General features: G+C 58.3%; 7 protein-coding genes. 1 reads left to right on the plus strand and 6 read right to left on the minus strand.

Going from position 1 to position 12918, the window contains the following annotated elements; translation table 11 throughout:
- Positions 1–126 precede the first annotated feature (126 nt).
- Entirely contained in the window at positions 127–1539 is a 1413-nt protein-coding gene (cls, locus tag EK369_RS02535) for a cardiolipin synthase (RefSeq protein ID WP_235871320.1), read from the plus strand.
- Here the strand turns inward: cls and EK369_RS02540 are convergent.
- The 6 genes from EK369_RS02540 to EK369_RS02565 form a co-directional block, all read right to left on the minus strand.
- Positions 1519–2394 carry a YihY/virulence factor BrkB family protein gene (locus tag EK369_RS02540; protein WP_164726822.1) on the minus strand — a complete coding sequence of 292 codons (876 nt, stop codon included), beginning with the start codon at positions 2392–2394 and terminating at the stop codon, positions 1519–1521. The genes cls and EK369_RS02540 overlap by 21 nt on opposite strands.
- A 426-nt stretch (positions 2395–2820) precedes the next feature.
- Entirely contained in the window at positions 2821–3630 is an 810-nt protein-coding gene (locus tag EK369_RS02545; RefSeq protein ID WP_127112103.1) for an SDR family oxidoreductase, read from the minus strand.
- Positions 3627–4985, minus strand: a complete 1359-nt coding sequence (locus EK369_RS02550; protein WP_127112104.1) for an aminotransferase class I/II-fold pyridoxal phosphate-dependent enzyme — start codon at positions 4983–4985, stop codon at positions 3627–3629. Before EK369_RS02550 ends, EK369_RS02545 begins: the two co-directional genes overlap by 4 nt.
- A gap of 83 nt (positions 4986–5068) precedes the next feature.
- Positions 5069–11422, minus strand: coding sequence for a type I polyketide synthase (locus EK369_RS02555; protein WP_127112105.1), 6354 nt, complete (start codon positions 11420–11422; stop codon positions 5069–5071).
- Between the two features lie 310 nt (positions 11423–11732).
- The gene (locus tag EK369_RS02560) at positions 11733–12515 is read right to left on the minus strand and encodes a class II glutamine amidotransferase (protein WP_127112106.1); all 783 of its coding nucleotides are present in this window, start codon (positions 12513–12515) and stop codon (positions 11733–11735) included.
- A gap of 112 nt (positions 12516–12627) precedes the next feature.
- On the minus strand, positions 12628–12915 hold the full coding sequence (locus EK369_RS02565; protein ID WP_127112107.1) for a DUF1330 domain-containing protein: 288 nt from the start codon (positions 12913–12915) through the stop codon (positions 12628–12630).
- Between the last annotated feature and the right edge of the window lie 3 nt (positions 12916–12918).

Below are 12918 nucleotides of genomic sequence, written 5' to 3' on the forward strand. Positions count from 1 at the left end.
GCTGGGGAACCCTCTTATTCGGGGACAGAATACGCCGACAGTCACAGGACGCAACGGGGCATCTTTCCTCGGCCCCAACGTCACGTTACGATCAGACAAAGCACGAGACACCGGAGGCGCAGAGGCGTGGTCATCAGCTATTCCCTGATCTTCCTGATCCTGCTGGAAGGAGTGGCGCTTTATTGCGCCTATCGCGCCGTGACAAGCGCACGTACACCCCAAGGGTCTGTGGCCTGGGTGCTGTTCCTGATCCTGGCCCCCTACGTCGGCATCATTGCATACATGTTCCTCGGGCATCACCGTATGAACGGCTATGTCATTGCCCGGCGCAACACTCAAAGGGTTGTTGAGGGGATGGAGAACGCCCGGCGTGAACATCCCCCTACCGGCAACGCCAAGGCGCTGGGATACGCCGGATTCGAAGCCCAGGCGGCCTCGCCAGTTCTGTCCGGCAACGCGATGGACTTGCTGATTGATGGCGACGAAACCTTTGACGCCATTTTTGCGGCGATCCGCCAGGCACAGTCCTATGTCTTGGTGCAGTTTTACATCGTGCGTGACGATGCTTTGGGTCAGGCCCTGCAGACAGAGCTGTTGAATGTGGCTAACCGCGGTGTCTCGGTGCGTTTTCTATATGACAGCGTGGGCAGTTCGCGACTGAGCAACAGCTATATCAACACCCTGAAAGAGGCGGGTGTCGAAATGTTGGACACAAATGCCCTGCGCGGTCCCACCAACAGGCTGCAGGTCAACTTTCGCAATCACCGCAAGACCGTCATCGTGGACGGTCAGGTCGGGTTTACCGGTGGGCATAATGTCGGGGTCGAGTATCTGGGTCAGGACGCCAAGATGGGTCATTGGCGCGACACCCATTGCCAATTGCGCGGTCCCATCGTTCAGCAACTGCAGCTGCTCTTCGTCGAAGACTGGTACTGGGCCACCGAAGATTCCCTGCTGGATGATCTTGACTGGACAATCGAACGGGCGCCGGAAAACATGGATGCGCTGATGTTGGCCTCTGGTCCGGCGGATGATCTGGAGACCGGAAGCCTTTATTATTGCTCAGCAATTCGCGCCGCGCAGGAACGTATCTGGATCGCCACGCCCTACTTTGTTCCGGACGGAGATATCACGACGTCCCTCAAGATTGCTGCCATGAAGGGTATCGACGTGCGTATCCTCATTCCCGACAACGTTGACCATTGGGCCACTTATCTCGCCGCCTTTGACTACTTTGATGAGCTGCGCCAGGCAGGCGTGCGGTTCTGGCGCTACGAGAATGGGTTCATGCACCAAAAGGTTCTGTTGGTTGATGAGACCATCGCGTCTGTCGGCACGTTCAACATGGATGCGCGATCATGTCGGCTGAATTTTGAAGCCACCGCAATGGTGTTTGACCAACGCGCCGCGCGCGACGTCGCGACCATGTTCGAAGCGGATTTTGCCCAGTCATATCTGCTGGAAACGCCTTTGTCCGAACAACCCCTTTGGATCCGTCTTGGGGCACCGGCAATGCGGCTATTCCAACCCTTGCTCTGATGTCTGGCGTTTTGTGCGCGCCAACTCTCCCAGGCTGGCGTTGAACTCTGCCCCCAGGACAAAGACCGCCGCCATCAGGTACATGAAAACCAGCGCCGACATGACACCGGCCAGACCGGCGTAGGTTACGGAATAGGTCGAAAAGTTGCCGATGTAGTACTCGAACCCCTTGGCACAGACGCTCCACAGGATCAGGGTCAGTATGATCCCCGGCAGGATGGCGCGCACAGGGCGCTTGACCCCTGGCAGCCATTTGTGACAGGCAAACAGCGCAAAGATCATGACCAAGCCCGTGATTGCAGTGCCAAAAACCTCGCCCGAGATCACCTCCAGATGCAAGACCGGCGCGATATCGGCCACGTATCGCACATAGATCGGCACCACGACGCTGAACACCCCGGCGACAGTGACAAGAATGGCGCCGAGCACCGCAAAGCTCATTGCTAGCAGGCGCAGTTTCCACGCCGGGCGCGGGTCGTCACGATCATGATAGGCAGCGCTGATGGCCAGACGCACGGCATCAAAACCGTTTGAGGCAAAGACAAGGGTCAACAGTGCGCCCAGCGTGATGGTGCCACTGCCACTGGTTTCCAGAACGGCGCGCACTTCGTTTTCAATGGGCTTTGCAATGGCCTCGGGCCAGGACCCAAAAACCACATCCAGAAGGTCACCCAGTTCAGCCCCGGTCGTTTGCAATCCAACTTGCGAGATCACCCCCGCCACCGACAGGACCACGATACAAAAGGGAAACAGCGCCAGCATCATCGACAGCGCGACGTGACTGGAAAACACCAGCCCGCCTTTGCGGGAAAAGCGGCTGAGGGCGGTTTTAAAGGCGGGCCAGAACAACTCCATACTCCCTTGTTCCACGGGTCGCGCAGCGGGGCAAGCGCTTGGCATAAAACCACAACATCTTGGCCCGTTTGAGCAAGGTCAGATTGCTGCGCACGCCTATCTCAGCTGTGAAGAGGCAACACAGCGCCTCGGGGCTTCGCACGCTCTCTGTCCTCTCTCCTAACTGCGAAGCCCGCTTTTCCCTGCTGCGGATCTGGCCTTGGCCGCTGCGGGCGCCACTCACGGAAACAAGGCTGGCGTCGGTGCATGACACTGACGCCTTAGACCTTTCCCGCGATGCGGACACGAAACGATGCCGACGAGGCCTGCAAACCCAGTTTCGCAGGCCGTGGGGGCAGCGTGCCGGTACCACGTTACCGGACGTGTGAGCGCCTAGCCCCCATGCGGGCGCTCACACGGTTAATTTTTAAAAAACAACAGTTTAGGTTACCGACCCTTGCGGGTCTTGGCAGCGATCTTGTCCCATCCGGAATGAATGATTGGTCGCAACGTACTGCCAAAATGCGCCAAGGCGGCCATTTCCCAACCCGGTGCAATGGCAAACTTGCCCTTGTCGATCCCCTTGACGATCTTGTCCGCCACAGCCTCGGCGCTCCACATCTTGGCCGAGGCGGTCATGGCCTTGGTTTCTTCCGGCTTGGTCATGTTTTCCTGCGCCAATTGCGGTGTGTCCGTGTCCGGTGGATAGACAATCGACACGCCAATGCCGTCGCCCTTCAATTCGCCGCGCAGAGATTCAGCCAGCCCGCGCAGCGCAAACTTGGTGGGGCTATATGACGTGTAGCCGAATATGCCGATCAGCCCGGCGCCCGAAGACACCATCGCAATATGGCCCGACCCCCGGGTGCGCATAGCAGGCAAGGTCGCCTTCAATACGTGCAACGTGCCGAAGTAGTTCACGTCCATGTGCTGACGATAGTTCTCGATTGGAAGGTCATCAAAATGCCCCGGAACAGCAATCCCTGCCGAGGTGATCAGGATGTCTGGCACCCCCAACGTTTCAACGGCATTGGTGACAGATGCTGCCGTGGCCACGCCATCCGCAACATCGCCCGCGCAAGCCAGGGTCCGCCCACCGGCACCGCCGCGCGCGACATCAATCTCGGCAATCGCGGCGTCAATCACATCACGACGGCGTGCGAGGATCGAGATGTCCGCCCCCCGCGCAGCATAGAGACAGGCCGTGGCCTTGCCAATGCCGCTGGAGCCACCGGTGATCATAACGTGCTGCCTCATGCGGAAAGGCCGTTCAATTGATCCAGCGCCTCGACGATGGCATCTACCGTGATCCGCACCTGTTCTTCGGTATGGGCGCTGGAGATGAAAAATCGCAGCCGCGATTCAGACTCTTCCACCGCGGGGTGCAGGACGGGTTGCACGTTGATGCCGCTTTCGAACAGGATATTGGACAGGGCAATGGATTTCATCGAGTCGCCGATCACAACCGGGACCACGGCCGACCCATCACTCAGCCCGATATCAAGCCCCTTTTCGACCGCCAGTTTACGAAACAACTCGGCACGGGCACGCAGATGATCGACACGCTCAGGTTCGGCCTGCATCATCTCAAGTGCCGCGATTGACGCAGCCGCATTCGGAGGCGTGATCCCGACGCTGAACAAGAACCCCGGCGCCGAATATTTCAGGTATCGGACCAGCGCAGCGCTGCCCGCGATATAGCCACCGCAACTGGCCAGCGTCTTGGAAAGCGTTCCCATCCACATGTCCACATCCGACCCTTTCAGGCCAAAGTGCTCGCGAATGCCCTTGCCGGTTTTTCCCAAGACACCCAAGGAATGCGCCTCGTCGACCATGAGGTAGGTTTTGTAGCGATTGCGCAGTTCGACAAAGCGTGGCAGGTCCGGAAAATCCCCGTCCATGCTGTAGACACCTTCAACAAAAATCAGCACCCGTTCGTGCTGATTGCGGTGCTGGGCAAGGAGCGTTTCCAGCGCCGCGGCATCGTTATGGGGAAAGGGAATACGGCGCGCGCCCGATAGCTGCGCGCCCTGAATGGCCGAATTATGCGCCAACTCGTCGTGCAAAATCAGATCTTTGGGCCCGAAAAGATGCCCGATTGCAGTGACATTGGTGGCATGCCCGCTGACGAAAACAACACAGTCTTCGCTGTCATAAAGCCGCGCCAGCCCTTGCTCGAGTTCCTGTTGGACAAGACGCTCGCCCGAGGCGATGCGGCTGGCTGACACCGACGTTCCAGCCGTCCGGATCGCTTCGGTTGCTGCATTGGACACACGGTCTTCGCCACAAAGCCCGAGGTAGTTGTAGTTCGCGTAGTTGATGAAATCCCGGTTCTCAATCCGGGTCGTACCCCTGGCCACTCCGTCGTTCAGACGAAAGTATGGATTGGCCAGCCCGAGATTTTCGACGGCGGTGTGTTGTGCATCCAGAGCGGCGATGGCGGGATCCTTTTCAAACCGGTAGAACCGCTCATCCAAAGTCCTGCCTCGTGTTTCAGAGGCCTGAGGTGCATGGGCCTGCGCAGAGGCCGGTTTTCCGCCGCTTTTACGCAGAATAGCTTTCAACCTCTCGCGCTTTTCCAGGGGCGAGAGAGAGTCATCAGATGAAGTCATTGCGCGAGGCATTCCTGTTGGTCACACGTTGCCCGCAGCATAAGCTGCGGTGCAACATTCGTACAGGTGGCAGTTGCCCGGTGTTACTCGGCCGCTTCGGCCAATTCCGGTGCCATATCGGTATTGGCGCTGTGGGTGTTCGCAATCAGCCGCCCGACCAAATCTCCGGCCAAGCCTTCGACGGATCCCCCTCGGGTCAGGTCCATGGCCGACATCTCCAGACCAAAATCGCGTTCGACCATCAGCTGCACCTCGACCATCATCAACGAGTCGATGCCCATGTCTGACAGTTGCTGACTTGCGTCAACCCGATCCGCCGACAGGTGCAGCACATCCGCAATGCCCTCTTTCAGCATTTCGGTGATACGTGCCTTGCGCGAGGTTTCCTCCATCTCGGCCAGTTCCGCCGACAGTTGCGCTGCCACCGAGTTATCACTGGCGCTGACCAGTTCCTGGAACTTGTGCAACCGACCTGCCGCCGGGTTGGTCTGGCGCCAGCGCGTCCAGTCCACGTCCATCACGCCAACCTGTGTCATGTCCGCCCGGATCACCCGTCCAAGTGCCTCAAGCGCAATCTTTGGTTTCAGACCTTTGACACCGGTCTGAGCCAGACGTTCTTCGACTTTGGCGTCGCGTGCTGCCATTCCAACCTCGGCAAGAGCGCCCCAGTTGATCGACGTCCCGACCAGTCCCTGATTGCGCCGCAGATGTGCCAATGCATCAAGGAATGTGTTCGCGGCGGCATAGTTCGCCTGACCGGCATTGCCGACCAGCGCAGAGACAGAAGAGAACAGAACGAACTGTTCCAGGTTCAAATCCCGTGTTGCCCGGTGCAGGTTCCATGCGCCACCGGCCTTGGCGTTCATCACGCTGGCAAACTGGCTGTCGCTCATATCCTGCATCAGACCATCCTCCAGCACGGCTGCGGCATGGAACACACCTGCCAAAGGCGCGGCTTGAGTCCTGATGACCTCCATCATCCTGTCCACAGCATCGCTATTGGATACATCCACGGCCAGAGGCAGCACCTTCACGCCTTGCGCTTCCAAGGCGGCAACCGCGGCGTTGGCGTCGTCGGTTTTGGCACCACTGCGGCTGGCCAAAACCAACGTCCCGGCCCCCTGCTCTGCCATCCATTGCGCGACGCGCAGGCCAAAGCCGCCCAAGCCGCCAGTCACCAGGTAACTTGCATCAGCACGGAACAGGCTCTCTTTGCTTTGTTTCGGCACAATCGGCAGGGTTTCCCCATCCATCGTCACCACGATCTTGCCAATATGCTCGGCCCGACGCATCGAATGGCAGGCCTCGACAAGCTGCGAGATCTGGAACTGGTTGATGGGAACAGGCGTCATTGAGCCTGCCTCAAACTCTTTCCAGACCTCTTGCAACAGCGCGTCAAACAAGGCCGGCTTCTGGGCCACCAGCCGGTCAATGTCGATCGAAGAAAACTGCAGGTTTTGATTGAAGTCCCGCAGCTCCAACCCCCGGTTTTCTTCGATGTCACGCTTGCCGATTTCGATAAAACGACCAAAGGGCGCCAACAGGCCAACACTTTTTTGCTGCGCTTCACCCGGCAAGAAGTTCAAAACGACATCCATGCCTTCGCCCTGGGTGTCGCGCCTGATGTCGTCGGCAAAGTTCAGCGACCGGGAATCATAGACATGCTCCACCCCAAGCGCGCGCAAATGCGCACGCTTCATCTCACTGCCTGCGGTGGCGTAAATTTCGGCGCCAACACGTTGCGCAACCTGAATGGCGGCAAGCCCCACGCCCCCGGTAGCAGAGTGCAGAAGCACGCGTTCGCCCGCCTGCAAATTCGCTACGCGACGCAGGCCATAGTAGGCGGTGACATAGCCAATTGGCGCACCTGCAAGGTCATTCAGGTGATGCCCCGGCAACGCGGGCATGGTGTGGATGTCCTTGGCTGCTACGGTCGAGTAGCCACAAAAGCACCCGTTGGGCAGGGTCCCGACCATACGATCGCCAACCTTGTAATTCTCGACACCTTCGCCAACGCGCATCACTTCGGTTGCGGCTTCCATGCCAAGAGAGCGCCCGCAATAGGTGCCCTCCATGACCTCATCTGTCAGCACGCCAAGCATCTTCAGGATATCTTTGAAATTCAGCGAGACCGACAATATCCGCAGTTCAACTTCACCAGCTTCCGGTGCGCGCCGGTCAACCTCGACGAACCTTGCGGTGTTGATGTCTCCGGGTTTCTCGAATTCCAGTTCAAACGGTGTGGTCGCAGGCATTTTGATCGGCTCTTGCCGTTCCGCCCGAGGCAGGTCGACGCGCGTCAGACGCCGCAGGTACCGCCCGTCCGCGCCCAGTTGCACCTCATCCTCACCAGTCTCAGCAGACGAAATTTCCGACACAAGGTCACGCAGCATTGATGACGATGGACGTGCCGCCAAGTCGATCAAACGGCAGCTGAGATCCGGGTACTCGTTGCCTATGACGCGCGCGAGTCCGGCTAATCCAAATTGCTGTGCAGCATCCTCACCTTCACCCGTACCTGTCACCACGGTCAGCTGTGGTGCAGCCTCGCGCTGACCAATGTCATTGGCAAGATGCAATACCGCGAGGCAGGTATCCAAACCTGTTGGATGACCGCCAGCGGCCCGCTGACCTAAAACGACAACCCGTGAGGGCGCATAGGTGACCTGCGTTCCAAACGTCGCAACCTCTGCCGTCGCGCCGCGATCCTGCACCTCACTCTGGAGGGCTTCCGCGAGCACGTCATTGTCGTGGAGGATCAGCCAGGATTCCCCTTGGATGTCTTCTGCCACAGCAGGGCTCGCCGCGCGCCAGACATAGGCATATCCGGCGTCATCCAGGATGCCCTCGGCCGTGGCTTCTGCCCTTGGCAAGGCCTGTGCACGGAACCCTTCTACGTGAACCAGGACACGGCCATCCTCATCGGTCAGGAAAATCTCTCCCACCACCGCGGTGGGCGACGTCATACGTACCGATCCATGACACCAGGCGGTGCGACCAACCGGGGCGGCAAGGGTCAACCGGCGAATTTCAACGGGGACAAATGTGGACTCTCCCAATTTTTCACTGGCCTCGGTGTCCAAACCCGCGATCAGCGCCTGAAAGGCACTGTCCAGCATGGTGGGATGCACAAAACCAAAATCCTCGGGGATATCGACCGAGGCATCAGCCTCAATCCGGGCAAGGAACTGATTGCCGTTGCGCGCCAGTGCGGTCAAACCGCGAAAGGCAGGGCCATAACTCAGCCTGCGCGCGGCCAGCGACCGATAGAGCGTCTCAACGTCAACCCGATCACCATGTGTGTTTTGCAGGTGTGCAATGTCCAGCGCATCAACCGCCAGATTTGGCGCGGCCTGTGACAACTGCGCTTCGGCACAGGTGATCCATCCGCCGTCCTGACCGGCACGGCTGCCATGTACGGTAATCTTGCGCCCATCCGCGGAGATTTCTGTCCGCAGCATGGGCCGATCCCCCTGCCCCATGACCATCGCGTTAAGGAACCGGACATTGTCCAGCACCCCTGCAGTCTTGGGCGTATGAACGGCCTGCGCGGCCTGCATGATCTGCGTGTACCCTGCGCCGGGAAAAACAACGGCCCCATCAACCTGATGATCGTCAAGATAGGCGGCGCCGGTATTTGTCAGCTTGGACTGCCAGCTCGGGGTCGGGGTTGGCTGTTCAGTGCCCAACAGTATGTCGCCGCCGTCGCCAAGTCTGTCATGGCGGTTCTCTTCCGACTCTGTCCAGAAGTAACTGCGCTGCCAGGGGTAAAGCGGCATTGCCACATGGGCACAAGCCGCGCCGTAGCGGACGGTCCAGTCAATATCAGCCCCATGGCAATACAGTGCAGCGAGCGTTCCATGCGTTGTCGCCACCTCGTCCTGCCCGCGCCGCAGGCTGTGCAGCACATCCACCTTGGCAGAGACGGCCATGGCGTTTTCCTTGATGGATGGGGCCAACACCGGATGCGGGCCAACTTCGAGGAACAGATCCTCACCGCTGTCACACATCGCCTGCATTGCATCTGCAAAACGGACGTCCTGACGCACATTCAGCCACCAATAGTCCGCATCATGCAAAGCCGTTTCCACCGGTTCAGCGGTGACTGACGACCACAGTGGGATCTGTGGGATTTTTGGCGAAAGGGACGCCAAAACCTCTTTCAATTCCGCCTCCAGGGGATCCATCTGGTGGCTGTGATAGGCCACCTCGACCTTGAGTATTCGATTGAAGATGTCCTCTTCTTCAAGGATATCAGACACTTCCTGCAGTGCGTTCATGTCTCCTGCCAAGGCAACAGACGACGGGCTGTTGATCGCGGCAATCGAAATCTGGCCGGGATACAAATCAGCGAGATCGCCAGCGGCCTCAGGTCCCAAACCAACCGCAAGCATTCCGCCGCGCCCTGCCATTTTCTGCTGACAGCGCGAACGGTGGTAGCTGACAAGGGCCGCGTCCGACAGGCTGAGCGCACCTGCCACATAGGCTGCCGTCACCTCTCCTACGGAGTGTCCCAGAACGGCCTGCGGCGTGACACCAAGGGATTTCCAAACTGCGGTCAGCCCCACCTGGATGATAAAGTTCGCAGGCTGCGCAATCTCGTTTCGCGCCATGCGCGACACATCCTCGTTAGACAACATTTCAGCCAGAATGGACCAGCCCGAATGCACCTGGAACGCGGCATCTGCCTCATCAACGGCTGCTTTGAACACCGGGTTGTCCGCATAAAGCTGCTGCCCCATGCCCCACCATTGCGGCCCCATGCCTGTGTAGACAAAGGTCAGGGGCCGGGTGCCGACCGCCGGGGCACGGGCCACAGCGATACCCTCTGCGCGCGCGCCACCTGCCAATTCACGCAAGCGCGCCACGGCTTCTTGCGAAGACGCTGCCACAATTGCCGCGCGTTCGTGCGAATGCGCCCGGCGCAGCGCCATGGCTGCTACATAAGGCTCAAACCCTTCTTCACCTGCGTGGGATATCCCATCGGCAAAACGCCCCGCCAAGGCGGACAAAGCATTCGGATCGCGCGCCGATATTGGCAGAACCAGCGGTTGCTGCGCGCTGACCGGTGCAACCCTTGGCGCCTGGAAGACCAAAGACGAGTCCGCAGGCACCGCCTGCAACACCGCATGAGCGTTAGTACCCCCATAGCCGAATGAGTTGATCGAGATGGTCTGACCACCTGATCTTTCGGGCAGGGATTCCAGATTGACAGGAACCCTCAACCCCAAGCTTTCAAAGGGAATATCCGGATTTGGCGTCTCGAAATTCGCTTGCGGCGGCACCTCACCCTTGGTGAGAACCAGGGCGCTCTTGATCGTTGCTGCAATACCCGCAGCGGCCTCTTGGTGCCCAATGTTGGCTTTGACAGAGCCTACAAGCACATCTTCGGAACCGCTGTCATGATGCCCCAGCGTGCGCCCCAATGCCGTCATCTCGATGGGGTCACCGACGGGTGTACCCGTGCCGTGGGCTTCGACATAGGCCACATCGGCGACATCAACGTCAAAGTCGCGATAGACTTTGCGGATCAACGCCTCTTGCGCCTCTGGGTTTGGCACGGTGATACCCGAGGTCGCCCCATCTTGGTTCACACCGATCCCCCGAATGGTCGCGTAAACCCGATCTCCGTCAGCTTCCGCTTCGCTCAATCGCTTCAGCACAACAACGCCGCCGCCCTCGCCGCGCGCATAGCCATTGGCACGCGCATCAAAGGCCTTGGACCGCGAGTCCGAGGACAGGAAGCCGCCCTTGGTCATGGCAATGGGAAACTCCGGGCGCAGCATGGCATTGACGCCTGCCGCGACTGCAATGGAACACTCGCCCTCCCAAAGATCACGGCACGCGTAATTCAACGCCACGAGCGAAGACGAACACGCCGTGTCGATGGTGATCGAAGGACCCCTGAAATCAAAAAGATAGGACATTCTGTTGGCCAGCATGCCCAGTGACGCGCTTGTGGCAGAGTGCGGCGACAGCGTGTCCCGGTTCAACGTGTTCATCTGGTTCAGCAGGCTGTCGACCGTGAAACCGCCCACATAAACCCCAACATTTTCTCCGCGGAACTGGTCCACCGGGATCGCCGCATCTTCAAAGGCCTCCCAGGTCAATTCCATCAGGATGCGCTGTTGCGGATCGATATATGCTGCTTCCCGCGGGGAAATGCCAAAAAACGCAGGATCATACTCTTCAATTGGCTCGCTTAAGAAACCCGCTTGGAAATTGATGGCTGTCCCCGGTTTTTCACGGTCGGAATCCATGAATTTCCGGGGGTCCCAACGTCCCACGGGAACATCCGATAGCGTGTCCACGCCATTGCGCAAAAGGGTCCAGAACGCGTCCGGCGTATTGGCACCGCCTGGAAACCGGCACCCAATGCCAACAATCGCGAGAGCCTCTTTTTGAGCGTCTTTGGCGTTCGAGGAAATCTTGTTCATGGAACGTTTCTACAGCCCTGTTTATGCAGACATAACAATCAATTTAACTTTTTCAGATGTGCCGCGTTAAGTCCAGTAATCGCAGATACTTCACACTAGACAAAAGACACACCGCGTTCTGTAATGGTGCGCTCCTGTTTCGCATAGTTTTTTTTGAAAATCGAATGCCTTTGACAAGGCAACGGTGATTGCTTGTTGGGTCGTACCGGGTTTCTGCCCACCACAATATTGCGATCGGACGCAGACCCGAGACGCCGAATGTGTTTCCTCACGCCTAGAATTACGGCTGAATCTAATGGGATTACTTCATTTAGATCAATGGATTAAATTCGTCTATTGATGTGCTTCCGTCTGCCTTAAACTGACAGAATGCCCCCTGTGGGATGGCCTCCCAATCGCCTTCGCCGGAAAACAGGGGTTCGCTTACTATCGCGCGCCCTTGCCGAGTATCGCTAAACCGGTGGTAAACCGTCGGAGCACGTTGATCCGAGGCATATCGGATCGCGTAAAGCGTTTCACCGTCGGAAAACGCCGCGCCAATCCGCATATGGGGGGCCTGACCTTTTTCCTGGCTCATACGCTGCAGAATTCCGACAGCTATCTCCATTGCCTGTTTGGGATTGTCGTCCAATCCCTCAACCAGGCCCAATAAAAACAGGACTTCGCTGTCAGTGGCGCCCTTGCGCTCATGATACAACGCATCCGGGATCAGCATGTCAGCGCGGCGACGAAAATGCTCAAAGCCGCCGACCTGTCCGTTGTGCATGAATGACCATTTTCCCACAGCAAATGGATGGCAATTGTTTCTGCTGGTTGCGGTCCCGGTTGAGGCCCTTACATGGGCCAGAAACAGGCCGGATTTCACCTGCGCAGTCAGCGACTTCAGATTTGGATCAGACCACGCCGGGTGCGTTTCGCGATAGAGGCCGGGTTCAGGACGCGTGTCATACCAGGCAACACCCACACCGTCTGCATTCGTCTGGGTTTTGCATTCATCAGCCTGAACGCTCTGGTGGATCAGAGAATGATCCGGGCGGGTAACGATCTCTTCGAGATAACAAGGTTGCCCGACATAGGCGGCCCATCGGCACATGACAACGACTCCTTTTAGGCCTCGCCTAAAGGAATTTGCGGATGGGATCAATTAAAACCTAGTTTTTTGGTCGGAAAAAGATTTCCCTGCCGGACCAAGGTACATCCTTGGCCTATTCGCTGGTTTCAACAACCATCAATTCCCGTTCTGAGGCTCCGCGCGCATGACCCAACGCTTCTTGGTACTCGGGGCTGTGATAACAAGCGACAGCCGTGTCCACATCAGGAAACTTGGCCACCACGTTACGCGGGCGCTCTTTGCCTTCCAGCTGAACAAACCGGCCAGCACGGGCGATGAATTCACCACCGTGTTTGGCGATCGCCGGTCCGGCAAGTTCGGCGTATTTGCCATAGGCCTCGGCGTCAGTCACGGTCACGTGGGCAATCCAAAGTGCACCCATATC

It is taken from the genome of Shimia sediminis, assembly GCF_003990645.1.
GTDB lineage: Bacteria > Pseudomonadota > Alphaproteobacteria > Rhodobacterales > Rhodobacteraceae > Shimia > Shimia sediminis.

Excerpts from the sequence above, each read along its gene's own strand:
- EK369_RS02540 (WP_164726822.1), bottom strand. The coding sequence starts at position 2,394 with ATGGAGTTGTTCTGGCCCGCCTTTAAAACCGCCCTCAGCCGCTTTTCC.
- EK369_RS02545 (WP_127112103.1), bottom strand. The coding sequence starts at position 3,630 with ATGAGGCAGCACGTTATGATCACCGGTGGCTCCAGCGGCATTGGCAAG.
- EK369_RS02550 (WP_127112104.1), bottom strand. The coding sequence starts at position 4,985 with ATGACTTCATCTGATGACTCTCTCTCGCCCCTGGAAAAGCGCGAGAGG.
- EK369_RS02555 (WP_127112105.1), bottom strand. The coding sequence starts at position 11,422 with ATGAACAAGATTTCCTCGAACGCCAAAGACGCTCAAAAAGAGGCTCTC.
- EK369_RS02560 (WP_127112106.1), bottom strand. The coding sequence starts at position 12,515 with ATGTGCCGATGGGCCGCCTATGTCGGGCAACCTTGTTATCTCGAAGAG.
- EK369_RS02565 (WP_127112107.1), bottom strand. The coding sequence starts at position 12,915 with ATGGGTGCACTTTGGATTGCCCACGTGACCGTGACTGACGCCGAGGCC.